At 69.7% G+C, this 25,090-nt stretch carries 22 protein-coding genes; 9 read left to right on the forward strand and 13 right to left on the reverse strand.

Annotated elements, in window-relative coordinates; translation table 11 throughout:
• Window position 1 precedes the first annotated feature (1 nt).
• The gene (locus H483_RS28810; protein WP_017836772.1) at window positions 2-1,849 is read right to left on the reverse strand and encodes a methylmalonyl-CoA mutase family protein; all 1,848 of its coding nucleotides are present in this window, start codon (window positions 1,847-1,849) and stop codon (window positions 2-4) included.
• A 134-nt stretch (window positions 1,850-1,983) separates the two neighbouring features.
• Between H483_RS28810 and H483_RS28815 the strand changes: the two genes are divergently transcribed.
• Entirely contained in the window at window positions 1,984-2,688 is a 705-nt protein-coding gene (locus H483_RS28815; RefSeq protein WP_238556288.1) for a TVP38/TMEM64 family protein, read from the forward strand.
• 16 nt (window positions 2,689-2,704) lie between these two features.
• Here H483_RS28815 and H483_RS28820 read toward each other — a convergent pair whose 3' ends face one another.
• Window positions 2,705-3,517, reverse strand: a complete 813-nt coding sequence (locus H483_RS28820) for a DUF3097 domain-containing protein (protein WP_017836774.1) — start codon at window positions 3,515-3,517, stop codon at window positions 2,705-2,707.
• 77 nt (window positions 3,518-3,594) lie between these two features.
• Here H483_RS28820 and H483_RS28825 point away from each other — a divergent pair, with 77 nt between their 5' ends.
• A complete protein-coding gene (locus tag H483_RS28825; protein ID WP_017836775.1) occupies window positions 3,595-4,437 on the forward strand; it encodes a hypothetical protein in 843 nt (280 codons plus the stop codon).
• 23 nt (window positions 4,438-4,460) lie between these two features.
• Here the strand turns inward: H483_RS28825 and H483_RS28830 are convergent, their stop codons facing one another.
• From H483_RS28830 to H483_RS28865, 8 genes are all read right to left on the reverse strand, one after another.
• On the reverse strand, window positions 4,461-5,507 hold the full coding sequence (locus H483_RS28830; RefSeq protein ID WP_017836776.1) for a ferrochelatase: 1,047 nt from the start codon (window positions 5,505-5,507) through the stop codon (window positions 4,461-4,463).
• Window positions 5,504-6,331: an NADH-dependent enoyl-ACP reductase InhA gene (gene inhA, locus H483_RS28835; RefSeq protein ID WP_017836777.1), complete on the reverse strand. Its 828-nt coding sequence runs from the start codon at window positions 6,329-6,331 to the stop codon at window positions 5,504-5,506. The genes H483_RS28830 and inhA overlap by 4 nt, the downstream gene beginning before the upstream one ends.
• Before the next feature lie 2 nt (window positions 6,332-6,333).
• Window positions 6,334-7,065 carry a 3-oxoacyl-ACP reductase FabG1 gene (gene fabG1 / locus H483_RS28840; RefSeq protein WP_031264859.1) on the reverse strand — a complete coding sequence of 244 codons (732 nt, stop codon included), beginning with the start codon at window positions 7,063-7,065 and terminating at the stop codon, window positions 6,334-6,336.
• A 54-nt stretch (window positions 7,066-7,119) separates the two neighbouring features.
• The gene (locus tag H483_RS28845; protein WP_017836779.1) at window positions 7,120-8,100 is read right to left on the reverse strand and encodes a VWA domain-containing protein; all 981 of its coding nucleotides are present in this window, start codon (window positions 8,098-8,100) and stop codon (window positions 7,120-7,122) included.
• Window positions 8,097-9,077 (reverse strand): DUF58 domain-containing protein, encoded by a 981-nt coding sequence (locus H483_RS28850; RefSeq protein WP_017836780.1) that lies wholly within the window; start codon window positions 9,075-9,077, stop codon window positions 8,097-8,099. The genes H483_RS28845 and H483_RS28850 overlap by 4 nt, the downstream gene beginning before the upstream one ends.
• Window positions 9,074-10,156 carry a MoxR family ATPase gene (locus H483_RS28855; RefSeq protein ID WP_017836781.1) on the reverse strand — a complete coding sequence of 361 codons (1,083 nt, stop codon included), beginning with the start codon at window positions 10,154-10,156 and terminating at the stop codon, window positions 9,074-9,076. The genes H483_RS28850 and H483_RS28855 overlap by 4 nt, the downstream gene beginning before the upstream one ends.
• Before the next feature lie 131 nt (window positions 10,157-10,287).
• Window positions 10,288-11,721 carry an NlpC/P60 family protein gene (locus H483_RS40100; RefSeq protein ID WP_017836782.1) on the reverse strand — a complete coding sequence of 478 codons (1,434 nt, stop codon included), beginning with the start codon at window positions 11,719-11,721 and terminating at the stop codon, window positions 10,288-10,290.
• 380 nt (window positions 11,722-12,101) lie between these two features.
• Entirely contained in the window at window positions 12,102-12,632 is a 531-nt protein-coding gene (locus tag H483_RS28865) for a DUF6676 family protein (RefSeq protein WP_017836783.1), read from the reverse strand.
• A gap of 251 nt (window positions 12,633-12,883) precedes the next feature.
• Between H483_RS28865 and H483_RS28870 the strand changes: the two genes are divergently transcribed.
• A complete protein-coding gene (locus H483_RS28870) occupies window positions 12,884-15,697 on the forward strand; it encodes an aconitate hydratase (protein WP_017836784.1) in 2,814 nt (937 codons plus the stop codon).
• Between the two features lie 91 nt (window positions 15,698-15,788).
• Complete coding sequence (locus tag H483_RS28875) at window positions 15,789-16,358, forward strand: TetR/AcrR family transcriptional regulator (RefSeq protein ID WP_017836785.1); 570 nt, start codon at window positions 15,789-15,791, stop codon at window positions 16,356-16,358.
• Window positions 16,359-16,400: 42 nt separating this feature from the next.
• Here the strand turns inward: H483_RS28875 and H483_RS28880 are convergent, their stop codons facing one another.
• Window positions 16,401-17,108, reverse strand: coding sequence for a hypothetical protein (locus tag H483_RS28880; RefSeq protein ID WP_017836786.1), 708 nt, complete (start codon window positions 17,106-17,108; stop codon window positions 16,401-16,403).
• 134 nt (window positions 17,109-17,242) lie between these two features.
• Between H483_RS28880 and H483_RS28885 the strand changes: the two genes are divergently transcribed.
• From H483_RS28885 to H483_RS28900, 4 genes are all read left to right on the forward strand, one after another.
• The gene (locus H483_RS28885) at window positions 17,243-18,085 is read left to right on the forward strand and encodes an aldo/keto reductase (RefSeq protein WP_017836787.1); all 843 of its coding nucleotides are present in this window, start codon (window positions 17,243-17,245) and stop codon (window positions 18,083-18,085) included.
• Between the two features lie 185 nt (window positions 18,086-18,270).
• Window positions 18,271-19,650: an MFS transporter gene (locus H483_RS28890; protein ID WP_017836788.1), complete on the forward strand. Its 1,380-nt coding sequence runs from the start codon at window positions 18,271-18,273 to the stop codon at window positions 19,648-19,650.
• A 64-nt stretch (window positions 19,651-19,714) separates the two neighbouring features.
• Window positions 19,715-21,259 carry an aminotransferase class V-fold PLP-dependent enzyme gene (locus tag H483_RS28895; RefSeq protein WP_017836789.1) on the forward strand — a complete coding sequence of 515 codons (1,545 nt, stop codon included), beginning with the start codon at window positions 19,715-19,717 and terminating at the stop codon, window positions 21,257-21,259.
• 142 nt (window positions 21,260-21,401) lie between these two features.
• Window positions 21,402-22,547, forward strand: a complete 1,146-nt coding sequence (locus H483_RS28900; RefSeq protein ID WP_152427949.1) for a hypothetical protein — start codon at window positions 21,402-21,404, stop codon at window positions 22,545-22,547.
• Between the two features lie 100 nt (window positions 22,548-22,647).
• On the opposite strand, the gene H483_RS28905 is transcribed toward H483_RS28900, so the two are convergent.
• Entirely contained in the window at window positions 22,648-22,995 is a 348-nt protein-coding gene (locus H483_RS28905; RefSeq protein ID WP_017836791.1) for a hypothetical protein, read from the reverse strand.
• Window positions 22,996-23,062: 67 nt separating this feature from the next.
• Window positions 23,063-23,764, reverse strand: coding sequence for a GAP family protein (locus H483_RS28910; protein WP_017836792.1), 702 nt, complete (start codon window positions 23,762-23,764; stop codon window positions 23,063-23,065).
• A gap of 100 nt (window positions 23,765-23,864) precedes the next feature.
• Between H483_RS28910 and H483_RS28915 the strand changes: the two genes are divergently transcribed.
• Window positions 23,865-25,079 carry a hypothetical protein gene (locus H483_RS28915; protein ID WP_017836793.1) on the forward strand — a complete coding sequence of 405 codons (1,215 nt, stop codon included), beginning with the start codon at window positions 23,865-23,867 and terminating at the stop codon, window positions 25,077-25,079.
• The last annotated feature ends 11 nt before the right edge of the window (window positions 25,080-25,090 follow it).

Genomic DNA, 25,090 nt, shown 5'->3' on the forward strand with positions numbered 1-25,090 from the left:
CTCACTTCACTCCCAGCTGGTCGAGGAGGGTGGTCAGGGCGGCGACGGCGTCGATCCCGGTGGCGAGGTACCCGTCCGGCCGGTCGGTGGCCTCGGCGGGGAAACCCTTCTCGGCGCCGGCGAGGTAAACCGTTCCCACACCCGCCTCACGCAGCGCACGGACGGCGTCCGGGCCCTCGGTGGCGTAGCGCTTGTCGGCACCGCATAGGACGGCGATGTCCTCTGTCTCCCGGACGCCGGCGTACTGGTCTGCCGCGGTCGCCAGGGGGTTCCGGGCGTCGATGCCGCCGGCCGCGAGCAGGTTGGCGACAAAGGTCACCCGGCCCGTGGTCTCGGCCATCGGGCCGAGCCCCGCGAGCAGGACCGTCGGTCGGGCCCCGGTGGACTCCAGGTGTGCGTCCGAGCGATCACGCAGCGCTTCGAAGTCGCGGCCGTACCGGTAGTCCTCCCCGCCCCGACGCGTGGCGTCGAGTGGTGGCTCGGCGAGGTTCGGGAACTCGGAGACCCCGGTGACGGGTGCCGTGCGGTGAGCGATGTCGGCATCACGGGCCTGGCGGACACGGGCGATGGCGTCGGCGACGCTTCCGGAGGCGATCGCGGCCGTGAGCCCGCCTTCGGACTCGACGGTCTGGAACGCGGACCAGGCCGCCTCGGCGAGCGAGTCGGTGAGTGACTCGACGTACCACGATCCACCGGCCGGGTCGACCACGTGCCCCAGGTGCGACTCCTCGAGCAGCAGCAGTTGGGTGTTACGAGCGATCCGCTCGGCGAAGGCCGGGGAGGTGCTCTCCAGTCCCCCCGGTAGGGAGGCGTCGAACGGCAGGACGGTCACGGAGGTGGCGCCGCCGACCCCGGCACCGAACGAGGCGAGAGTGGTCCGCAGCATGTTCACCCAGGGGTCACGCCGCGACATCATGGCCGCGGAGGTCACGGCGTGCTGGGGCGCGTCGCCGGCCTCGGGCGCGCCCAGCAGTTCCGCGACGCGGGCCCACATCAGACGCCCGGCACGGAACTTGGCGATCGAGACGAACTGGTCGTCGGTGGCGGCCAGCCGGAACGAGATCTGGCGGAGGGCGAGGTCGACGTCGAGCCCCGACGAGACCAGTGCGCGCACGTACTCCAGGCCCGCCGCCGTGGCGTAGGCGAGTTCCTGGGCGTCCCCGGCGCCGTCGGCGTGGAAGACCGTGCCGTCGGCCACGAAGGTACGGACGGTCTCCTCCCGCTCGGTCACGCGTGTGGCCAGGGAGACCGCCGCGCCGAGGTCGATCGATCGCGACGACCCTCCGTCGGCGTACGCGGCGGTGACCGGATCCGCGCCCAGGTCGGCGATGATCGCGGACCGGTCGGTCACCCCGTCGCCCTGGGTCCTGCGCTGGTCGAGCAATTCGAGGAACGCGTCGGTGACCTCGACGAGGTCGGCACCGGCGTCGAACGTCACCGGGGCGAGGTCGAGGTAGACGTCCTTGAGGACGGCACCCACCTGGGAGGCGGGCACCCGCAACCAGAGGGCGGACGCCCCCTGGCCGAGGAGGTCCAGGACGGCGGTGTTGACGTCGCTCGGATCGCCGTGGGCGTCGACCCGGACGCACACGTGCCAACCGTTGTCCGGCAACCCTGACCGGTCCCCTCCTCGTACGAACGGGAACGAGCCCGGCGCGGAGCGCTCAGACGTCTCGTCGGCGCGCGTGTAGAGGGGGTTCACCTCGATCCCGTCCCGGGTGGTGGCCACGAGGGCGCGCCACGCGTCCTCCGGCATCTCGGACGGATCCTTGCGGGCGGCCTTCGCGAGAACGGCTCCCACAGAGGCGTACCAGGACTGAAGGTCGGGGCCTGTGGTCGGACTGGACACCGGTACCTCGTTCTCTTGTGGAGTGAAGGGGGTCACCTCGGACTCTAATGCAGCATCTTCGCCCGCCGGAACGTGACCGTGTGTGCGGGGTCACCGATGCGGGTACGACGGAACCCGGGGATTAGAGTCGACGCGTGCGAGGACGGGTGGCGGGGTGGGCGGCGGTCGTCCTGCTCCTGGTGTTGCTTGCCACCGTCATCCCGACCCCTGGCCTGGAGCAACTACGTGACTGGGCGGAACAGCTGGGACCGTGGTTCCCGGTCGCGTTCTTCACCGCTTACGCACTCGTCACGGTGGGCCCGATCCCCCGGTCGACCTTCACGTACTCGGCCGCGGTGCTCTTCACCCCCGCCGTCGCGATTCCTGCGTCGTTGGTGGCCTCCGGGACAGCGGCCTCGCTGGCGTTCGTCGGGGTCCGCCGGCTTGGCCACCGCCGCACCGCCTCGTTGCGCTCTGACCCCCGCATCGCCGCGGTGGACGCACGTCTCCGACGGCGCGGATGGCTCTCCGTCGGGAGCCTGAGGTTGGTCCCGGCGGTGCCGTTCTCCGTACTCAACTACGCGGCCGCCCTCACCTCGATCCCGTTCCGTCAGTTCCTTGTCGCGACGGTCCTTGGCAGTGCTCCGGGGACGGTCGCGGCGGTCCTGCTGGGGCACTCCCTCACCGAAGGCGACGGAACCGCCGCACTGTGGGCGACCGTCGCGTTCGCCGCGGTGGGGCTGGTCGGCATGATCCTCGACGCCCGCCTGCCCGTTCGGGGGGACGAGGACACCGAACCGGGGAACGACACCCTGCCGGGGAGCGACACCCTGCCGGGGAACGACACCGCGGCGCGGTGACCCGCCCCCGGGGCGATCAGACGGGCTCGGTGACGAAGTCCACCAACCGCTCGACCGCCCCGAGCAGGGCGGGTTCGATGTCGCGGTAGGAGCTCACCGCCGCCAGGACCCGCCGGAAGCCGTCCGCGGGTTCCCCCCAGCCCAGACGGTCACAGATGCCCGTCTTCCAGTCCTCCCCCCGCGGGACCACGGGCCACGTGTGGATACCCACGGCCCGGGGCTTGACCGCCTGCCAGATGTCGACGTAGGGGTGGCCGGTCACCAGCACGTCGTTCCCGAGCCCGGCCACGATGCGCGACTCCTTGCTGCCCTGCACCAGGTGGTCGACCAGGACACCCAGGCGCGCCTGCGGCGTCGGCCCGAACTCCGCCACCAGCGCGGGCAGGTCGTCGATCCCGTGGAGCGGTTCCACGACGATCCCTTCTACACGCAGGTCGTGGCCCCAGATCTTCTCGACGAGGGCTGCGTCGTGGATTCCCTCGACCCAGATGCGGCCCGCGCGCGCGGTCCTGGCACGCAGGCCCTCGACCTTCCGGGACCCGGACGCGGTGACCTTCGGGCCCGCCTTCACGACCGGGCCGGGCCGCCGCAGCGTGACCGGTGAGCCGTCGATCAGGAAGGCCGAGGGGGTCATGGCGAAGAGGCGGACCAGGCCGCGACGGTCCTCGAGCTTCACGAAGTCGCCGTCGGGGGTGTGGCTGAAACCCACCACGGCACCGCAGAAGCCGGAGTCCGCGTGCTCCGCCACCAGGTCGGTCTCGGCGACGACGACGGGGATCTCCGGCCGGCGGCGCCGCGCGGTCCCGGACAGGATGTCGGATCCGTACATGTCTGTCATGGCCCGACAGGCTAGCCGGATGCGCGCACCGGGAGGGGGCGGCGCACCGACCGGTAGGATCGATCGGCATGTCACGCCCCCTCACCCGCGGCGCCGCGCTGTCCCCCGCGTGGCCGTTGCCGCTCTTCCTGCTGCGCACCGCCTGGGGAGACCAGCCGTTCGACGCCCTCACCGGATATGTCTCGGGTCTCGCCGGGTCCCACCTTGTCGAGGTGACGGGCGATCCCGTGCGGATGCTGGACGGGGTCTCCCCCGCCTCGGGGCCGACCGCACTGCTCCCGGGCCTGATCACCTCTCTCCGGCGATCGGGTCGGACGTATCCCGCCCCGGAGTCGTTGGCCCTGCTGACCGCCGCGCCCGGGGACTCGTCCAGCCTGCCCGCTGTCCCCGCGGTCCGGGCCGACGTGGCGGCGGCGGGGTGGGGGGTCCTCGTCCGCGATCCGGCGACCCGCGAGGCGGTCTGTCTTACGTGCGTCCATCCGCATGCGGACGTCCTGCGGTGGCGTGCCCGCGGCGTCGCGGACTGTCCTGTGCCGCCCCAGCCCGACGGGCCCTCCGGGGCGTTGTTCGCGCTGGGTCAGGCGGTGCTCGAGGCGGCGGAGTCGATCGAGCGGACCACCACGCGGGTGGGCCAGGTGGGAGGACCGGATCCCGACTCCCCCGTCACCCGGTTGCCCGGCGGTCTACCGTCCCGCGTGATCGAGCTCGTGGACAGGATCGACAGGGTGGAGGCGATCATCTCGGTCGCGTTGGCACATCCCGACCTGGGCGTCGACCCGGCCACCCGCGAGCCCGTCCTGCGGCGCCTCGTGGCCGTGAAGGACGCCGCGCGCCGGTCGGCGGTCGCCGCCGCCGGGATCGCCGCCGCGGGGGGTGCGGCTAAGGGGGACGCGCCCCTGCGCGGGCCCTGACGCGGGCCCGGCCCGGGCCAGTCCTAACGAGCGCAACACCCCACCGCGCACCGGGCACCGTCCCGGTTGCAGCCCAGCGCGGGCACGCCACCGAGCCTGTCCCCGGCCGCTCCGGTCTCGACCTCATCGAGGAGTTGGAGAACCATCCGGGCGAACTCCGGGCTGGGCCCGGGCGTCGCGGTCCGGGTGACCGTCACGCCGAGGTCGCGCACCTCGTCCACCAACTCGGTGTCCAGGTCCCAGATCACCTCGACGTGATCGGAGATGAACCCGACGGGGACCACCACGACGTCACGGACGCCCTGCGTTTCCGCGAGTTCCCTGACATGATCCACCACGTCGGGCTCGAGCCACGGCACGCTCGGGGGGCCCGAACGGGACTGCCACACCAGATCGTGGTCTTCGACCCCCGCGGCCTCGGCGACCAACCGCGCCGCCTCGGCGACCTGACGGCTGTAGAGGTGGCCTCCGAGTGCGGGCGGCCCCGCGACGGCGTCCGCCGCCTCGGGAACGGAGTGCGCGGTGAAGATGACGCGGGCGCCCGGGGCGGCCGAGGCCATCGCGGCGCGAAGGTCGCCGGCGAACCGCTCGATGAACAGGGGATGGTCGTAGAACTGGCGCAGGCGCACCATGGTCGGTGCACCGGCGACCTGCTCGCGCGCACGGGCGATGTCCTCCTGGTACTGCGCGCACCCCGAGTAACCACCCCATGCGGAGGTGGCGAACACCGCCGCCGACCGGACGCCGTCCGCGGTCATCTGCCGTACGGTCTCCTCGATCATCGGCGTCCAGTTGCGGTTGCCGAAATAGACCGGCAGATCCCTGCCGCGCCGCGTCAACTCGGCGCGGACGTTCGCGATGATCTCGCGGTTGAGGTCGTTGATTGGGCTGCGACCGCCCAGCTGTCGGTAGTGGGTGGCCACCTCCTCGAGTCGCGACGCCGGGATCCCGCGGCCGCGGGTGACGTTCTCGAGGAACGGGATCACGTCCTCCTGTCCTTCGGGCCCACCGAAGGACAGCACGAGAAGGGCGTCCACGGGACCCGTGTGTTCGAGGGCACCATCGGTCATCTGGAGTTCTCCTGTCCGCTGAACGAGACGGTGCCGGCGCCACCGTCCGCGTAGATCACGGTTCCCGTCGTGGCGGACATGAGGTCCGAGAGCAGCGCCACCGCGGTGGTCGCGACCGAGGTGGGGTCGTCCACGTCCCATCCGAGGGGCGCACGCTCGGCCCATTCCTCCTGCATCAGGTCCAGTTCTCCCCCCGGGCCGAGTGCGTCGCCGGCGATGGCCTTGGCCGCGAGGGTCTTGACGGGGCCGGCGGCGATGAGGTTGGACCGCACCCCCTCGGGGCCCAGTTCGCGGGCCACGTAGCGGTTGACCGCTTCGAGGGCGTTCTTGGCCACCGACATCCAGTTGTAGAAGGGCATGGAGAACCTCGGGTCGAAGTCGAGGCCGATGATCGATGCGCCGGGCGCGAGCAGTGGGCGCACCGCCCGGGCGAGAGCCGCGTACGAGTAGGCGGAGACCTCCACGGCCACCGAGACGTCCTTCCACGGGGCGTCGAGGAACGGATCGCCGAGGCAGCTCGGGGGCGCGAAACCGATCGAGTGGACCACACCGTGGAGTGAATCGGCGTGCTCCCTTACCCTGCCCTCGAGGGCGGCGAGCTCCTCCTCGCTCTGCACGTCCAGTTCGATCACCGCGGGTCTGTGCGGCAGTCGCTTGGAGATGGCCTTGACCAGTGACGGCCGACCGAACGCGGTGAGGATGACGGTGGCGCCGTGGAGCTGACAGTGCTTGGCGATGTGGAAAGCGATCGAGGCGTCGGTGATCACCCCGGTGACGAGGATGGTCTTGCCCGCCAGGAGCCCGGTGCCGGTGTCGTCGTTCATGATCAGTGCCCCATTCCCATTCCACCGTCGACGGGTATGACGGCACCCGAGATGTATCCGGCGTCGTCTCCGGCGAGGAAGCTGACTGCCCCCGCCACGTCGTCGGCGCTCCCCTTCCGGCCGAGCGGGATGGCCGCCACCGCGAGGGCCTGCGTCTTGTCGTCGAGGCCGGCGGTCATGTCGGTGTCGATGAAGCCGGGGGCCACGACGTTGGCCGTGATGTTGCGCGACCCGAGTTCACGGGTCAGAGACCGGGCCATCCCGATGAGTCCGGCCTTGGACGACGCGTAGTTGACCTGACCCGCCGTCCCCGACTGGGCGACCACGGATCCGATGAAGATGAGCCGGCCGAACCTGGCGCGCAGCATCCCGCGGGACGCGCGCTTGGCCACCCTGAACGCGCCGGACAGGTTGGCCTCGACCACCCGGGTGAACTGCTCGTCCTTCATCCGCATCAGTAGGGTGTCATCGGTGATCCCGGCGTTGGACACCACCACCTCGACGGGGCCCAACTCGGCTTCGACCGCGGTGAACGCCGCCTCGACGGAGTCGGGATCGGTGACGTCGCACCTCACCGCGAACACCCCCTCCGGTGCGCCCGACCCCCGATGGGTCACCGCCACGCGGTGGCCGTCGGCGGCGAGTCGTTCGGCAACGGCGCGTCCGATGCCGCGGTTGCCCCCGGTCACCAGGACCGTCCGGGGCGTGGGGGTGGTCGTGCTGTCGGGAACCATGAGCACCAACCTATCGAACGGGGGCGGGTGGCCCGATGGCGGTGCACCGACCGCTCATGGGATCCGGCGGTGCGCCACCAGTGAGCCGGCCGCGGCCAGCATCGCCATCAGGGAGCCGATCACGAGCCACGGACGCGAGGCGTCCGCCTTCTTCCACTCGTACCCGATCTGTTCCTCGAGGGTGCGGTAGACGGAGTCGAGCTCCTCGAGGCTGGAGGCGGTGAAGAAGTCACCCCCGGAGATCTCGGCGATCGTGCGCAGCGAGGCGTCGTCGACGGGGACCGGTTGTGGACGGCCCTGGATGTCGACGGTCCCGTACAGGGTGCCGAAGGAGATGGTCGAGACCGGGATGCCGGCCTCCTCGGCCCGGGCGGCGGCGGTGAATCCACCCCGCTCCTCCGTGGGGTCCGCGGGAACGGTCTCCTTGCCGTCGGAGAGCAGGACGATTCGCGCGGGCGGGGCCTGGTCCGGTCCACCGAGGCTCTCCGTGAAGGTGGTGATCGCCTGGAGGGCGGTGTAGATCCCCTCGCCCGTGGCCGTCCGCTCGTCCAGCCTGAGCCGCTCTATCGCCCGGGTGACCGGCCCGCGATCGGTGGTCGGGGCGACGAGCATGGAGGCGGTGCCGGCGTACGAGACCAGTCCGAGGTTGACCCCCGGTGTGAGGTTGTTGGCGAAGGTCGTGGCGGCCTGCTGTGCGGCCTCCAGGCGGGAGGGTGCGACGTCGGTGGACTCCATGGACAGGGACACGTCGATGACGAGCATCACCGTCGCGCGGTTCCGTGGCACCTTCTGTTCCTGCTGCGGGCCCGCCAGGGCCACCACCAGCGCGAGTATCGACAGGATGAGCAGGACGGCGGGGACGTGCGTGAACCATCTCCGTCCGCCGCGGTCGACCGTTCGCAGGACCCCGAAATTGCCGAAGCGCACGGTGCGTCGCTTCTTGGAGCGCAGGGCGATCACGTAGCCGATCGCCAGGGTCAGCGGCACCACGATCAGGGCGAGCCACAGCGGGTGCTGGAACTCCGACAGGCTCATCGGGGCGTCCCGCTCGTCGACGGGTACTCGTCGGGCAGGTCTCGGACGAGGCTCTCACCCGTGGGCAGACCACCCTGGCGCCGTGCGCCGACGTAGTCGATCACGTCCCTGATCCAGTCCCTGTCGGTGCGCAGGGCCAGGACCGGTGCGCCGCAGCGGCGAAGCGCAGAGTGGACCTCCTGGCGATGGGCGTCCGCGGCGCGCCGGTAGTCGGCGGCCAGCGCGTCGTCCACGTCGAGCTCGAGCACCTCTCCGGTGGCCGGGTCCTGCAGGAGTGCGGCCCCCACCGCGGGTAGAGCGATGTCGAGCGGGTCGGCGGTGTGGACCGCGAGGAACTCGTGCCGGGTCCCCAGGACACGGAGGGACCGCTCCCAGTCGACCTCGGAGAGGAAGTCGGAGACCACCACCACGAGCCCGTGCCGGCGGGCCGCGTTCCGGACGGCGCGCAGTGCATCGTCGAGGGTGCCGCCCGGCGAGATCTCGGTCCCGGACCGGGAGATCTCCTCGAGAAGGCGCCTGACATGGTCGCGCCCGCTCGTGGCCCGGAGTACCCGGGGCCGACCGGAGCCGGTGAGGACCATTCCCACACGACTGCCGCCCACTGCGGACAGGAACCCCACCGTGGCCGCCGCGGCCTCGACGAGCCGACGCTTGGTGCCGTACCGCCCTTCCACATCGAGACTGGGCGTCATGTCCACGACGATCCAGGTCTCCAGTTCCCGGTCGGCGATGGTCTGACGGATGTGCGGCACGGTGGTCCGGGCCGTCACGGACCAGTCCATGGTGCGGACGTCGTCACCGGGTTCGTAGGCACGTGCCTCCCCGGGCTCGGTACCGGGCCCGGGGAGCAGTCCCCGGTGGTCGCCGTTGAGCACGCCGTCCAGGCGGCGGGTCACGAGTAGTTCCAGCTGCGTCAGGGCGGCGCGGGACGCCGCCGCGACCGGGTCGTCGCGGGTCCCCTCGTCTGCCCGGGTCACCGTGCGGACGGCGGCCCGGGCTGTGCGGGAACCGCGCTGATCTGTGGGAGAGGGACGGCTTCGAGGACGCGGCGCACCACGGTGTCCGCGGTGATCTCGTCCGCCAGCGCGTCATAGGTGAGCACCAGCCGGTGGCGGAGCACGGCGGGCAGCACGTCGACGACGTCCTGGGGCACCACGTAGTCGCGACCCCGGACCAGGGCCAGTGCCCGGGCCGCGGTGACGGTCCCCAGGGTGGCGCGGGGGGACGCGCCGTACGCGAGCCATCTGGCGACGTCCTCGAGGCCGTGCCTCCCGGGTTCGCGGGTCGCGACGGTCACGCGGACCACGTAGTCGACCAGCGCGTGGTGGACGAAGACCTCACGCACGGCGCCCTGGAGCCGGAGCAACGCGTCCACGCCGAGGACGCGCGAGGGCTCCGGCGGCCGGGTCCCCATCCGGTAGACGATCTCCCGCTCCTCCTCGGGCCTGGGGTAGTCCACCACGAGCTTGAAGAGGAACCGGTCCCGCTGGGCCTCCGGCAGTTGGTAGACCCCCTCGCTCTCGATGGGGTTCTGGGTGGCCATCACCAGGAACGGCGCCGGCATCGGGAAGGTCTGCCCGCCGATCGAGACGTGACCCTCCGCCATCACCTCGAGCAGGGCCGACTGGACCTTGGCCGGGGCGCGGTTGATCTCGTCTGCCAGCACGAAGTTGGCCAGGATCGGACCGAGTTCGACCTCGAACTCCTCGCGGCCCTGGCGGTAGATCCGCGTTCCCACGATGTCCGCCGGGACCAGGTCCGGGGTGAACTGGAGGCGGCGGAAGCTGCCCCCCACCACGGTGGCGAAGGTCTCCACGGTGAGCGTCTTGGCGACCCCCGGCACGCCCTCGAGGAGGATGTGGCCGCGGGAGAGCAGCCCCACCAGGATCATCTCGATGAGTCGGTCCTGGCCCACCACGACCTTCTTGACCTCGTACACCGCCTGCTCCAGGAGCCTGGCGTCCGAGGCCGCGGAGGATGCGGAGGACGCGGAGGACGCGATCACCGCGGGGTCGGAACCCGGGTCGGCCGGGTGGTCGGTTCGGGGATCGCTCACCGCGGGGGGCTCCTTCGCGAGGTCGGGATCGGGGTCGGGGGTACCGGGTTCGGTGACACTGGGGCCGGGCCGTCGGGACGGCCCGGGCTTGACAGTACCGGTGTCCGGCCGCGCCGGGTCCGGCCGACTCGTCAGGTCAACCGGACGACCATGGGTGAGATCCCCGCCATCCGCACCGGTGAGATCTTGACGACATCGCCGGACTGGGGAGCCTCGACCATCCGGCCGTCGCCCAGGTACAGGGCGACGTGACCGGGCCAGAAGAGCATGTCACCGCGCTGGCGGGTGGCCACCGGGTACTGGGGGCCCGCCGTGTACTGGTAACCGGTGAAATGCGGGAGGGCTTTCCCGATCCCGGCGAACGCGTAGATCATCAGGCCGGAGCAGTCGAAGCCGATCTTGTTGTAGTCACCGTGACTGTCCGCGACGCCTCCGTCCCGGATGCCACGAGTGGGCCCCTTCGCGTCACCGCCTCCCCAGGCGTAGGGGACGCCGAGTTGGGACAGGGCCCGGTTGACGACCGTCTCCACCCGGGCCGAACTCGACGGCGTGCCCGAGTTGCCGCCCCCCTGCCCGGGCGCTGGGGCAGGTGCTGCCGGGCCCTGCTGGATGGACCCGAAGTCGGCCCGTCCGATCGCGTCGGCCACCTGTTGGATGATCGCCTCGGTGTTCCCGTTGACACCCGCGTCGATCGCGGCTCCGACGCTGCCGGCGTCGATCGTCCCGCCGATCGCCCTGGTCGCCCCGTCGGAGGAACCCGCGGCGAACTGGCGTACCGCGCCGAGGTCGAGATGGCCGGGGAGCGCAGAGGCGATGTCCGCCGCCTGGCGGCCCGCTCGGGGGTCCGAGGCGAGGGCGCGGACCGCCTCGTCGCGCATCGCGTCCTGGTCGACCGTGTACGGGTCGGCGGTCTGGGGTCCGGCGGGAGTGGCTCCGGACTCCGCGAGCGCGCTCTGGTTCTGCTCGAGCGCCCGGGTCAGGTCGGCGACCTCCGCCTCCAGGTCGGTGACCTCGGCGTAGACGGCCGCCACCTCGGACTCCGCGGCGTCACGTCGTGACGAGGCGTCGGCGTAGCGCTGTTCGGCTTCCGTCCTCGCGAGTGCGGCGTCGGACTCCCGGCGGGCCGCGGCGTCCACCGCGGCGACCATGTCCCCCACGACGTGCTGCTGGTCCGCGGCCGCACGTCGGAGGAACTCCTGACGTCGCCCGGCATCGGCGGGGCCGCCCGGGTCCAGGATCGCGGAGGCCGCGCCCGGAGCCGTTCCCTGGCGGTGCAGCAACCGGGAGTACTCGTCCAGGGTGCTCCTGGCGGACTCCACGCCGGATTCCGCCTGTTCCCGCTCGGCGATCGTGCGGTCGGCCTCCGCTATCGACCGGTCGAGGTGGAGCCGGGCCATCTGCAGGTCGACGAGGGTCTTGTTGACCCCCTCGCGCTTGACCGCGATGTCCTGGCGGGTGGCGTCGAGCCGCGCGGACGCGTCCGCGACCGCGCGGATCAGGCTGCTGATGTCCTCGGGCGAGGCCGCGGGTTCCACCTGCGCCGCCACGACGGGCGCCTGGACCACAGCCGACGCGGTGCCCAGGACGAGAGCCGCAGCGAGTAGGGCGCGTCCGCGCGCCGGCCCCGGACCCCGACGTCTCCGCGCTCCCGGAGCGCGGCTTGATGAATGGTCAGGCTTCACGTTTCACCTTCCGATAACCGCACGAGGATGCGGTCGACCGCGCGACCCGCACGGCGGGACGCGTCACCGAGAAGGGTGAGGTGCCGGTGATGCCTTCCCCTGCGCCACTAGAGCCTCATACCAACTCGGCAGAACCGATGGTTCCTCTAGCACCGTAGGTCACAGAAGCCCCGTCTGGAACATCAGGCGGCAAAATACACTGCTGTAACTCGAATAGCCCGAGGAAACTCGGCGTGTCGGGCGGTGATGCGGGGCCGCGACCGTCAGCGGAGGCGACGCCGGAGCGCGACCGCGAACGCGACCGCGACCACGATCGCGAGGACGAGCACGATGGCGGAGAGCGCTCCCCAGGGCGGAGCGGGAGCGGTGACCTTGTGCGCGAACACCGCGGCGGAGGCAACGGGGTCGAACTCTTCCCAGGCGTCGTCCTGACCTGCCTCGAGAAGGTGCCGCGGAATCGTGTCGCTGGAACTGCCGACGAAGGCCGGGGTCCGGACCAGGATCGTCCCCTCGTACTCCTCGTTCAGCAGGGTCGCGAGGTCACGGGCGTCCGTGTAGACGAGCGCAGGGGCCTCGGTGTAGACCACCTTGAGGTCGAGCCCACGGTCCCCCGCTTCGATGACCACGGTCCGCAGGCCCTCGACGAACGGCTCCGGAGCGGAGACGCCGTCGTCGGCGAGGTCCCGTGACACCGCCTCGTAGTCCAGCCACTGCGGGACCTCCCCCTCCTGCAATGACATCACCGGCTCGGCCTCGTAGGCGAGCGTGGTCACGGAATCGTCGGAGTTGTCCACGGGCGATATGGTGCCATCTCGTCGTCGTCGAACCGAATACGCGCGCCGTACGGCGCGACACCCACTCCGCGCCCCCCACCTTCGGGCGTGCCGGGACCTATACAGAACGACCGTACTGGTAAATTGGTGACCGCAACCGGGCGCGAGGGTCCACAATGGGTCCTGTGTCCGCCCCCGGCGTCGCCGCCCGAGACACGCGGTGACACCGGGAGGGATGACGAATCGACATTCACACCACGAGTGGAGCTGACGTGACAGCAAGCATTGACAGCTTTGGCGCCAAGGGAACCCTAGAGGTCGGCGGCCAAGCCTACGAGATCTACCGCCTGTCGGCGGTCGACGGAGCCGCCAAGCTCCCCTACTCCCTCAAGGTCCTCACCGAGAACCTGCTGCGCACCGAAGACGGTAAGAACGTCACCAAGGCGCATATCGAGGCGCTGGCGGGCTGGGACCCCTCCGCCGAGCCCGATACCGAGATCCAGTTCACGCCCGCCCGCGTGATCATGCAGGACTTCACCGGTGTCCCCTGCATCGTCGACCTCGCCACCATGCGTGAGGCCGTCAAGACCCTCGGTGGCGACCCCGACAAGGTCAACCCCCTCGCGCCGGCCGAGATGGTCATCGACCACTCGGTCATCATCGAGTCCTTCGGTGGCCGGGATTCATTCGACAAGAACGTCGAGATCGAATACCAGCGCAACGAGGAGCGGTACCAGTTCCTCCGCTGGGGCCAGGGCGCGTTCGACGACTTCAAGGTCGTCCCCCCGGGTACCGGCATCGTCCACCAGGTCAACATCGAGTACCTCGCGCGGTCGGTGATGGTCCGCAACGGCCAGGCCTACCCCGACACCTGCGTGGGAACCGACTCGCACACCACCATGGAGAACGGACTGGGAGTCCTTGGTTGGGGCGTCGGCGGTATCGAGGCCGAGGCCGCGATGCTCGGCCAGCCCATCTCCATGCTCATCCCCCGCGTGGTGGGCTTCAAGCTCACCGGCTCGATCAAGCCGGGCGTCACCGCCACGGACGTCGTCCTGACGATCACCGAGATGCTCCGCAAGCACGGCGTCGTCGGCAAGTTCGTGGAGTTCTACGGTGCCGGTGTCGCGGCCGTGCCGCTGGCCAACCGCGCCACGATCGGCAACATGAGCCCGGAGTTCGGCTCCACCTGCGCCATGTTCCCCATCGACGGCGAGACGATCGACTACTTGCGTCTGACGGGTCGCGACGACGAGCAGCTCGCGCTGGTCGAGGCGTACGCCAAGGAGCAGGGCATGTGGCTCGACCCCGAGGCGGAGGAGCCCGTCTTCTCCGAGTACCTCGAGCTCGACCTGGGCGATGTCGTGCCGTCGATCGCCGGGCCCAAGCGTCCGCAGGACCGCATCGAGCTGGCCGACGCCAAGAGCGCGTTCCGCAAGGACATCCACAACTACGTGGATGCCGGTGTCGATCCCCTCGGTGACACCGAGAAGGGTCGGATGCAGTCCGAGGGCGGTGCCCCCTCCGACAACGTCGGTACGGCCACCCTGTCCCACGCGGAGGAGGGCTCGGTCCGTGCCGACGCCTCCGCCGGTGCCGAGGGCCGTCCCTCCAAGCCCGTCGAGGTGTCTGTCGACGGCACCGAGATGGTCCTGGACCACGGCATCGTCTCCATCGCCTCGATCACCTCCTGCACCAACACGTCCAACCCGTCGGTGATGATCGGCGCCGGACTCCTCGCGCGCAAGGCGCACGAGAAGGGCCTCAAGGCCAAGCCGTGGGTCAAGACCTCCATGGCGCCGGGCTCCCAGGTCGTCACCGAGTACTACGAGCGCGCGGGACTCTGGCCGGACCTCGAGGCCCTCGGCTTCTACCTGGTCGGCTACGGCTGCACGACGTGTATCGGTAACTCCGGCCCGCTGCCGGAGGAGATCTCCGAGGCCATCCAGGAGCACGATCTCACCGCCACCGCGGTGCTGTCCGGTAACCGCAACTTCGAGGGCCGGATCAACCAGGACGTCAAGATGAACTACCTGGCGTCCCCGCCGCTGGTCATCGCTTACTCCATCGCCGGGACCATGGACTTCGACTTCGAGACCGACTCCCTGGGCAAGGACTCGGACGGCAACGACGTCTACCTCAAGGACATCTGGCCCTCCAGCGAGGAGATCGAGGAGACCATCAAGGCCTCCATCTCGTCCAAGGAGTACACGTCCAAGTACGCCGATGTCTTCGCCGGCGACGACCGCTGGCGCGGGCTCAGCACCCCGGACGGCAAGACCTTCGAGTGGGACGAGAAGTCCACCTACGTCCGTAAGCCCCCGTACTTCGAGGGGATGCAGATGGAGCTCACCCCGGTCGAGGACGTCAAGGGCGCCCGCGTGCTGGCCAAGCTCGGTGACTCGGTCACGACCGACCACATCTCGCCGGCGTCGACGATCAAGCCGGGTACCCCGGCCGCGCAGTACCTCGACGCCAATGGCGTGGCCCGTCAGGACTACAACTCCTTCGGGTCCCGTCGCGGCAACCACGAGGTCATGATCCGCGGCACCTTCGCCAACATCCGTCTGCAGAACCAGCTGCTGGACGGCGTGACGGGCGGCTACACCCGCGACTTCACGCAGGAGGGCGCCCCGCAGGCGTTCATCTACGACGCCGCGCAGAACTACGCCGCTCAGGGCACCCCGCTCGTCGTGCTCGGCGGCAAGGAGTACGGCACCGGGTCCTCGCGCGACTGGGCGGCCAAGGGCACCAGCCTCCTCGGCGTCAAGGCGGTCATCACCGAGTCGTTTGAGCGCATCCACCGCTCGAACCTCATCGGCATGGGCGTCATGCCGCTGCAGTTCCCCGAGGGCGAGTCGCACGAGACCCTCGGACTGGACGGCACGGAGACGTTCGACATCACCGGGATCGAGGAGCTGAACAACGGCACCACGCCCAAGACGGTGAAGGTCGTCGCCACCAAGGAGGATGGCGTAACGGTCGAGTTCGACGCGAAGGTGCGCATCGACACCCCCGGCGAGGCGGAGTACTACCGCAACGGCGGAATCCTGCAGTACGTCCTGCGCAACATGATCAAGGGCTGATCACCTCCACCCCGACGGCGGTGCGCGGTAACTCCTGGTGAGACAGGGGGAACCGCGTACCGCCGTGGTGTATCCGTAGGAAGGTTGTGAGATGCCCAGGGTCAGTCAGGACCACATGGACGCCCGGCGTCGGGAGATCCTGTCGGGGGCGCGCGAGTGCTTTGCCGAGTTCGGGTTCGAGGGCGCCACCGTTCGTCGCCTCGAGGAGGTCACAGGTCTGAGCCGCGGTGCGATCTTCCACCACTTCGACGACAAGGACGCGCTGTTCCTCGCGCTCGCCCATGACGACGCCGCGGCGATGGCGGCCACGGTGGCGGAGCAGGGGCTGGTCCAGGTAATGCGGGAGATCCTCGCGGATCCCCACGAGTTCTCCTGGCTCGGAACCCGGCTGGAGATCGCGCGACGGATCCGCACCGACCCGGCCTTCCGCGAACGGTGGACCGACCGGCAGGTGGAGCTCGACGACGCCATCCTCACCCGCCTGCGGGAACAGAAGGACTCCGGCAGGATGCGGACCGACGTGCCGGATGACGTACTGCGCGTCTACCTCGACATCGTCCTCGACGGGCTCATCACCCATCTCGCCACCGGGCGGGGTACCGAGCACGTCAGTGCGATGCTCGATCTGGTGGAGGCCTCGCTGCGCACCGGTCGCGAGTGATCCCGGAACCGGAAGGTCCATCGCGCCTCCGGGCGCGCAGTTCTACGGGCAGTGGACGGTGAAGTTCCAGTCGGTGCCCTGGATCGGCGCGATCACCTCGACCTGGACCGCGGTGGACGCCCCGGGCGGCACGTCGATGTCGACCCACCGGTTCCCGCGGGTGCTCGCCTCCGGGTCGATGAAGATCCGCCGCCCCTCGTAGAGCACCGTGATCGTGTCGGGGATGCTGTAGGTCTCGTACCGGAGACGGAAGACCGTCGGGCCCGGCCGCCCCAGTTCGACCCGCCGGTAGACGCCTCCGAAGCCGCCGGACTCACTGAGATCGTTGCAGTACTGCAGCGGTGCCCCGATCGCGTTGAACTGGCGCCAGACGTCCTCGATGGTGGCCTGCCCCGCGATCGCTCGCATGCAGGTCTGAGCGAAGTCGTTCAGGCCACCGGGGAGCCCGGCGAGGACGGCGAACGCCCCCGAATCGAGCGCGCTCGACATCGCGTCGACCATCTGCATGGCGTTGAGATCCCCCTCGGCGACCCCTGAGAGGCTCCCCAGCAACCCCGCGATGTTCCCGAGGTTGCCCTCGCCGCCCTGCAGCTGCGTGCTGGTGTCGAGCAGGGCGAGGCTCGAGTCGAGGGACCCGCCGGATTCTCCGGTCTGCGAGTGCGCTGGCCCGCCGGTCAGGGCGAGAACTGTGGCCGAGGCGGCCGCGACGGCGGTGGCCCGGGCGAGATGGGTGCGGAGAGTGGTCGTCATGAGGTGTCGGCTCCATTCGGGAGAGAATGACGGTGGGAGAGACCGTGTGGGTTGACCGTAAGAGTCCTGCTACCGGATCGCTGTCGGGCGAACTCATGATTTTCTCCCCCGCGAGCGCGCGTACGGTGGGGCGCATGACCGCCTCCACTCCCCAGATCCCCCTGATCGACCTCAACGACGGCCGTGCGATCCCCCAGCTCGGCTTCGGGACCTATCAGGTCCCCCCGGCTGATACCGAGAAGGTCGTCTCGGACGCGCTCGAGGCCGGATACCGGCACCTCGACACCGCCCAGATGTACGGCAACGAGGACGGGGTGGGTCGTGCGATCGCGGCATCGGGTATCCCGCGCGACGAACTGTGGCTCACCACCAAGCTCAACAACTCCTTCCACGAGCGCGCCGCGGCCCGCGACTCCGCTGAGCGCTCTCTCGAGGCACTCGGTGGCCGGATCGACCTGTTCCTTGTGCACTGGCCGCTGGCCATGCACGACGACGTCGCCCGCGTGTGGGAGGCCATGGAGGGCATCCGCTCGGACTTCGCGGTGGACTCGATCGGCGTCTCCAACTTCACCCCCGCCAACCTGGCGCGGCTGTCGGAGGCGGGACTCAGCACTCCCACGGTCAACCAGATCGAGTCGAACCCGTATTTCGTGAACGACGAGGTGCGCGCGGCGTGCACCGACCGCGGGATCGCGGTGGAGGCGTGGAGCCCGCTCGCGCAGGGCGCTGTCTTCGACGACCCCCAGCTCACGGCCCTGGCGGACCAGGTCGGCCGTTCCATCTCGCAGGTGGTCCTGCGGTGGGTGCTCCAGCGCGGGGACATCGTCTTTCCGAAGTCCTCGAGCCCGGGTCGGATGCGCGAGAACCTCGACCTCTTCGACTTCGAGCTGAACGACGAGCAGATGGCCTCGATATCGGCCCTGCACAACGGCACGCGGTCGGGGCCGGACCCCGACACCTTCGACTGGCGCGGCTGAGGCGGGCCCGGCCCGGCCCGGCCCGGCCGCAGTCCGGCCCCAGTCCGGCCCCGGTCCGGGTGAGCCGTCACTCCGGTCAGCGTTTTCCCTCGTGAACCTGCGGCGGAACGTACCGGACCGACGGTTCGCCCACTTCGCGGCGCTTTTCGGCAATGAACGCGGTCGACTGGAATTAGAGTCCGTTCATGTCCACCACTCGAGCGCACGGTGACGCCGCGCGCGCTGACGGCTCGTCCACCGGGGGGCCCTCGGGTCGGATGCTCGCCTCGTACGCCGCCGGCAGCGTGGGCACGGGGGCGTTCAGCACCCTGCCCGGGTTGGTGCTCGCCTACTATCTGACCGACTCGATCGGGGTGGCCGCCGCGGTGGCGACGGTACTCGTGCTGGTGCCCAAGGTGATCGATGTCTTGGCATACCCTCTGATCGGGGCGATCTCCGACCGCGCCTCGCACCGCACCGGTTACCGCACGGGGCTGATGCTGTTCGGTGCGCTCGCGCTGCCCCTGCTCTTCGTGGCGACCTTCTCGGCGCCCACCCAGTGGGGCACCGCCCTGGCCGGCGTCTGGGTGATGGGATTCTTCCTCCTGGCCTCGCTGGCCTTCTCGTGTTTCCAGGTCCCCTACCTCGCCCTGCCGGCGGAGCTCACCGGCGACTCGGGGGTGCGGGTGACGATCCTCGCGTGGCGCGTCGCGGTGCTGGCCGCGACGATCCTCGTCGTGGGGGGCGGTGGTCCGGCCCTGCGTGAGGCGGCGGGCGGTGGGGCGACGGGGTACGTGGTGATGGCCGTCGCCGTGTCCGCCCTGATGCTCGGCGGCATGCTGTGGGCGACGCTCGGATCCGGTCGGCGCACGGTCCTGCGGGCGGACGCGCAGGTCGGCGACCTGGGCCGCCAGTACCGCGACGGCCTCGACGCGCTGCGGGTGACCCGGCCGTACCGGTTGCTGGTGGGCTTGTTCTGCCTGCAGGCGGTGGCCACGGCCGTGATGCTCGCGGGTGGTCAGTACGTCGCCACCTACATCCTGGGCAACGAGGCCGCGCTGACCGGACTGTTCCTCGCGCTGATCGCCCCCGCCCTGCTGGTGATGCCACTGTGGGCCCGCCTGGCGCACGCCCGGGGCAAGGTCCCCGCTCTGGCGACCGCGACGATCCTGTTCACCGTGTCGGCTCTCATGCTCATCCCCGCGGGTGTGTGGCCCGGGATGTGGGTGCACGTCCCCGTGGCGCTCGCGGGGGTCGCCTACGCCGGGATGCAGGCCCTACCGATGTCGATGCTCCCCGACACCACGGACATGGACCGCGAGCTGGGCGGCCGTCGTCGCAGCGGGGCGATGAGCGGGCTGTGGACGGCGTCCGAGACGGGATCCATGGCGCTCGGGCCCGTCGTGGTTTTGGCGCTGCTCGCGGTGACCGGCTTCCGCTCGGGCGGCGTCGCCGATCAGCCCGAACCGGCCCTGTGGGCGATCGTCCTGGGTTTCTCCCTCGTGCCGGCCCTGCTGACCGCGGCCAGTTTGCTCGTCATCCGCGCACTGGGCCGGGAACACCCGAATTGGACTCAGCCCGCATGACGGATCCAACCCGCATGACAGCTCGAGCCCGCATCACCGAGCCCGCACGACGGACGGAGCCCGCATGACAGTCGAACCACCGGACACCGATCCCCTGGACGCCCTCATCGCCCGGAGAGGCGAGGCGGCCCTCGAGACGCTGGCCGCGCTGCGGGCGTCGGATCCGCCCACGACCGGCGGCAGGGTGCTCTCCTACGTCTACGACTCGGGAATCGTGGGCGTGGACCGGGTGGCCGTGCGCGCGGCCGGTCTGGCACACGGGGTCAACGGCCTGGACCCGACCGTGTTCGGGTCGGTCGCATGGATCCACGGCGGGATCGTCGCAAGGGTCCGCACGATCCTGGGCGGGGACCCCGGGGACGGTCCGGGCGACGACGACGAGGTCCACGGTGTCGTGACGTCGGGCGGCACCGAGAGCTGCATCCTGGCGTGTCTGGCGGCCCGGGAGGTCGCCGGGAGAGTGCCGGGCAGCGGCGGGACGATCGTCGCCCCGGTGACCGTCCACGCGGCGTTCCGCAAGGCCGCCCACGTTCTGGGGATGCGCTTCGTCGGCGTCGAGGTGGACCCCGCTTCGGGCCGCGTGTCCGCCGCGGACCTCCTGGGTGCCGTGGATCGGGACACCTGCCTGGTGGTGTGCTCGGCCTCCTCCTACCCCACCGGTGTGATCGACCCGGTGGAGCAGGTCGCGGCCGGGCTCAACGCGTACCACGACCCGCGGATCGGGCTGCACGTGGACGCCTGCCTGGGCGGGCTGGTCCTCCCCTTCTGGCCAGGTGGGGTGGGATCGACCTGGGATCTACGGATCAAGCGCGTCACCAGCATCTCGGCCGATCTGCACAAGTACGGGTTCGCCCCCAAGGGCACCTCGGTCCTGCTCAGCCGGGGCCGCGCCAGGCACCGCGCATCCTGGTTCTCCACCGTCGACTGGCCGGGCTACCCGGTGGTCAACCCCACTCTGTCCGGGTCCAAGCCTCTCGAGCCCGCGGCCGCCGCGTGGGCCGTGCTCGAGGCATTGGGCGACGACGGCCAGGCCGAACTCGCCGCGCGCACCGCCAGGGCAACCGCACGCCTCGTGGAGGGCTTGTCCGGCATCGAGGGACTGCGGGTGATCGACTCCGATCCGGGCCCGCTGATCGCCGTGGTGGCCGACGGCTCCGTCGAAGATGCCCGGCGGGTCCACCCCCACCTGTGGGCGGACGAGTGCGGTCGGAGGGGCATCGCGGTGCAGGCGCAACCTGCCTACCGTCAGGAGCGGGGTGAGTTGCCGTCGTCGTCCCACCTCACCATCACCCCGGTGACCGAACGCCTGACGGACGAGATCCTCACCGTGGCCCGGGCGTCCGCCGACGCGGTACGCGGGCTGCCGGATCCGTCGCCTCCGGCGGCGTTCGCCGACGTGCTGGCCGCGCTGGAGGCCGGCGCTCTCTCCCCCGGTGATCTGCTGGCCCTCCCCGAGGACGACGTGCACGCGATGGTGTCCGGGGTCCTCGGCGAGACAGGTGGCGACGACGACGGCATGGCGCCGCTCCTCGCGGCGATCGAACGCCTTCCGGCCGAGGTGGGTGCCCGGCTGGTGCGCGCGTACCTCGCCGCCGTGATGGAGGGGTGAAGTCATCCGTTGATGGGACAGGCGTCGATCCGGCGTTGTGAGAAGATCCTCGTCTACGTCTTCTTCGAGAAGGGACCACTCCTTGCGCGCCGGCCTACCTCTTGTTCTCCTGGCCTCGATCGGTCTCGTTGTGGGGTGTGGGGTGAACGAGGAACAGGCGGCGCCACCACCCGAACGGTCACCGAGCATCTCCAGTGCGCCCGAGACCTCCCGCACGTCCGAAACCGCTACGCCCACGGCGACAGTGGTCGCCAGCGGAACCCGGGTGGAGATCAGCCGCCATGACGAGCCCGGTCCGGCGGGTGTCGTGATCAGGAACTGCCACTCGATCAACGATACTGAGGTGTTCGACTACGAATCCGGAGAGTTCGTGCCCGTGGAGTATCCCGAGGTTCCCGAGGGCGAGGTGCTGAAGGAGTGGGGCGGCGAGTGCATCGGCATCATGAGCGCGTCGGGACCCGCCATGCTCACGACGATGCGCACCAAAATCGAGTCGACCGGGCTCGACCCGGTTCGGAACTTCACGCATCTCTACGCTCTGGAACCGGGTTCGGATGAGCCTCTGTTCACCGCGACGTTTGAGAATGACCGCAACGAGGAGGCCGGGTTCAAAGGAATCCTCGCGGCGTCGCCCACCAAGTTCGCCGTGGAAGAGGGACCGTACTCAGAGTGCGGCGAGATCACGGTGTTCGACAGCTCCACGTTCGAGCGGGCCGGGAGCTTTGGTGAGTGGTGCAGTCCGGCTTACTTCTACGGTCACTTCCTTCCCGTCAGCGGGGACGGCTGGGAGAGTGCCACCATCGACCTGGAGAACGTGCGGGAACTCCCGGGTGCACCGCTGTCGAGCGACCAGTTGACACGCGGCGACTGCTGGCTCACCATTCCGAGCGGCAGCGACCTGACGCCAACGAAGATGCTCTGTCCCGGCCACGGGGAAACCCCGTTCAAGGTGGACGAATACTTTTCAGAGATCGTGAGCGCTTCAGCCGACCACGTCCTGGTGAGGAACGGCAACGACCTGGCAGTCGTCGACGCCGCGACCGGGACATATCTATTCAGGATCACCAAGGATGAGCTGAACGATCTCGAGGCGAACAACCATCTCCTGGATGGGGATGGCCGCCTTATCATCAGGAAGAGCAACGAGACCATCGCTCTGAGTTTCCCCGGGGCGACGGTCGAGACCCTGGCAACCGATGAGCCCCTCTACATGGGGTCGCCCGTCGAGGGGTGGTCGCTGTACTACTCGGACGTGAGCGCTTCGACGGTCTATCTGGAAAAGGACTGACAGGTCTGCGCTCTCCTCACAGGCGACACACGAACCGCCCCCCGACCGGAGTCGGGGGGCGGCGCGGGGCGTGGAGTCCCGGTGTCAGACCAGGACCGTGTCAGACCAGGACCGCGATGGCGACGTTGACCACGCCGAGGACGCCGGCGATGGTCGCGAGGGTGCCGGTGCTGCCCGCCGCCCTGGCCTCCTTACGGACGCCCACCACCGCGACGACCAGGATGACAACCGCGACGACGAGCTTCATCCCGATCTTCATGTGATTGAGGTCCACGTCCTGCATCTCGCGCAGACCGACGAGCAGCAGACCGGTGACCACCTGGAGGATCGCCCCGTGCAGGATCGCCTTGTTCATGTGAGGCGCCTTGATGGTGGCGAGCCACCCGCCGATGATGCCGGCCAGGCCGATGAAGTGCAGGATCAGAACGATGTCGAAAACGATGTCCATGTGGACAAGTGTCTCAAACGCACTGGTCACAGTAGTTGCTAAGGATCACCTAACCGGTGACGGAGGGTCAGCGGTGCACGAGAGTCGCGAACACCAGCAGGGCGATCCCGCCGAAGACCATCACGCCGAATGACACCCACCGTGTGTCCCACCCGAGCATGCGTTCGTACACATCGGTGACCTTTCGTGTGGCGACGGGGAATCGGGACCACACCCACGCGAGGAGGACGAACGGTGCGACCAGGGCCAGCACGAAGACGAGATAGGCGCACAGCCTGAGTACGGGATCCGAGCTCACGCTCTCGACCAGACGGCCGGTGAGATACATGATCGGGAGGGTGGTCAGACCGATGATCGCCGAACTGAACCCGAGCACGAACAGGGCTGCCGGCGGGGAGTTCTGATCGGGTGCGCGCTCGGGACGCTGCGGGCGCACGGGCACGACCCGCAGCCACACCACCATCGCACACGCCGCCACCAGCAGGACCACACCCACGACCAGGTCGACGACGTGGTTCTCCACCACCGCGTCCCCGCGCTGGCGCACCTGATCCACCAGGTTGGCGGGATTGACGCCGTGGAGAAGCAACCCGAGCGCGGTGGCCCCCGACGCCAGACCCGAGAGCAACCATGTCAGACGCGCGCGCACGTTCCGGTTCCTCGCGAGGATGTCGGCGGTCGCCCCATACAGCGCGGGGCTCAGGCCCAGCGCCAGACCGAACCCGACGAGTGTCGGGACGGCCGCGATCCATCTCGCCACCTCGTGCATGTGCTCCCATTCCGTCGTCTCGACAGTAGTACCGATTGGGCGCCGTCCCGTCTGCGGCCGTGATTAGGATAAGCGGACGGTCACCAGACCCGAGAGGACCATGATGCGCGTACTCGTCACCAGCTCCAGGAACACCTTCGCCCTGGACATCATCCGCAAGCTCGGGAGCCGTGGCCACACCGTGGTGGCGAGCGACACCTATCCGGGCGCGACGGGCAGTCACTCCAAATACCTCGCGGGTCACGCCGTCACGGCCTCCCCCCGCTACGACACCGACCAGTTCATCCGGGACGTGAGCCGGATCGTCTCCGAATACGACATCGACCTCATCATCCCGACCTTCGAGGAGGTCTTCTACCTCGCCGCCCGGGTCGCGGACCTGCCCGAGGGGGTGACGCTGTTCGGCGGGAGCTTCGCGAAACTCGCGCAACTGCACGACAAGGCGAGCTTCCAACGCCTGGTGGAGCGGTCAGGGGTGCCGATCCCCGAGACGACCGTCGCCACCGACCACGCCTCGCTCGTGGCCGCGATCGAGAAGTACCCGCGCTACTTCGCCCGGGCGGCGTTCTCGCGAGGCGGCGTGGGTCTGTTGACCAACACCGGGCCGCTGGCGGGGAAGATGTCCGTCGACGACTGCCACCCCACCGAAGAGCAGCCGTGGCTGGTGCAACCGTTCGTCGACGGCCCGATGGTGTGCACCTACAGCACCATCGTGGACGGCCGGGTCACCTCGCACTGCACCTACCGCGCGCCCGAACAGTGGGCGCACAGCACGGGGATCACCTTCCTCGCCGTGGACAGCACCGACACCCTCGACTACACGCAGCGCATCGTCGACGCGCTCGACCCGGGGTTCACGGGCCAGCTCTCCTTCGACTTCGTCGACAACGACGGTCAGCTCTACTCCATCGAGTGCAACCCACGCCCGACCAACGGCGTCATCCTGCTCGAGGCGGAGCAGCTCGAACAGGCGCTCACCGGCCGGAACCCCGAGGCGTTTGTCGTCGAACCGGGCGTCGAACGTCAGATCAGCCTGGCTGTCCTCGCCGACGCGTTCGCAGAGCCGCTCAAGCACCTGCCCACGTCGCTGCACGACCTGCTCCACGTGAAGGACGTCGGTTCGGGGTGGCACGACTCCTTCGCCATGATGTGGAGCCCCGCGACGCTCATCCACGGTGCCAAGCTGAGCCACGGTCAGCGCAAGGAGTTGTTGGGCGCTCTGGGCGACGACATCGTGTGGAACGGAGAACCCATCACCGGGATGAGCGCGGCTGACGCCGCGGCGCTCGAGGATGTCCACGAGCAGCGGGTCTGACAATCGCGCGA

It is taken from the genome of Dietzia sp. UCD-THP, assembly GCF_000349585.1.
Classification (GTDB): Bacteria; Actinomycetota; Actinomycetes; order Mycobacteriales; family Mycobacteriaceae; genus Dietzia; species Dietzia natronolimnaea_A.

Bases quoted from the DNA above. Each gene is read 5' to 3' on its own strand.
- H483_RS28820 (WP_017836774.1), bottom strand. From the start codon at position 3,517: ATGTACGGATCCGACATCCTGTCCGGGACCGCGCGGCGCCGCCGGCCG.
- H483_RS28825 (WP_017836775.1), top strand. From the start codon at position 3,595: ATGTCACGCCCCCTCACCCGCGGCGCCGCGCTGTCCCCCGCGTGGCCG.
- H483_RS28830 (WP_017836776.1), bottom strand. From the start codon at position 5,507: ATGACCGATGGTGCCCTCGAACACACGGGTCCCGTGGACGCCCTTCTC.
- inhA (WP_017836777.1), bottom strand. From the start codon at position 6,331: ATGAACGACGACACCGGCACCGGGCTCCTGGCGGGCAAGACCATCCTC.
- fabG1 (WP_031264859.1), bottom strand. From the start codon at position 7,065: ATGGTTCCCGACAGCACGACCACCCCCACGCCCCGGACGGTCCTGGTG.
- H483_RS28845 (WP_017836779.1), bottom strand. From the start codon at position 8,100: ATGAGCCTGTCGGAGTTCCAGCACCCGCTGTGGCTCGCCCTGATCGTG.
- H483_RS28875 (WP_017836785.1), top strand. From the start codon at position 15,789: ATGCCCAGGGTCAGTCAGGACCACATGGACGCCCGGCGTCGGGAGATC.
- H483_RS28880 (WP_017836786.1), bottom strand. From the start codon at position 17,108: ATGACGACCACTCTCCGCACCCATCTCGCCCGGGCCACCGCCGTCGCG.
- H483_RS28885 (WP_017836787.1), top strand. From the start codon at position 17,243: ATGACCGCCTCCACTCCCCAGATCCCCCTGATCGACCTCAACGACGGC.
- H483_RS28890 (WP_017836788.1), top strand. From the start codon at position 18,271: ATGTCCACCACTCGAGCGCACGGTGACGCCGCGCGCGCTGACGGCTCG.
- H483_RS28895 (WP_017836789.1), top strand. From the start codon at position 19,715: ATGACAGTCGAACCACCGGACACCGATCCCCTGGACGCCCTCATCGCC.
- H483_RS28905 (WP_017836791.1), bottom strand. From the start codon at position 22,995: ATGGACATCGTTTTCGACATCGTTCTGATCCTGCACTTCATCGGCCTG.
- H483_RS28910 (WP_017836792.1), bottom strand. From the start codon at position 23,764: ATGCACGAGGTGGCGAGATGGATCGCGGCCGTCCCGACACTCGTCGGG.
- H483_RS28915 (WP_017836793.1), top strand. From the start codon at position 23,865: ATGATGCGCGTACTCGTCACCAGCTCCAGGAACACCTTCGCCCTGGAC.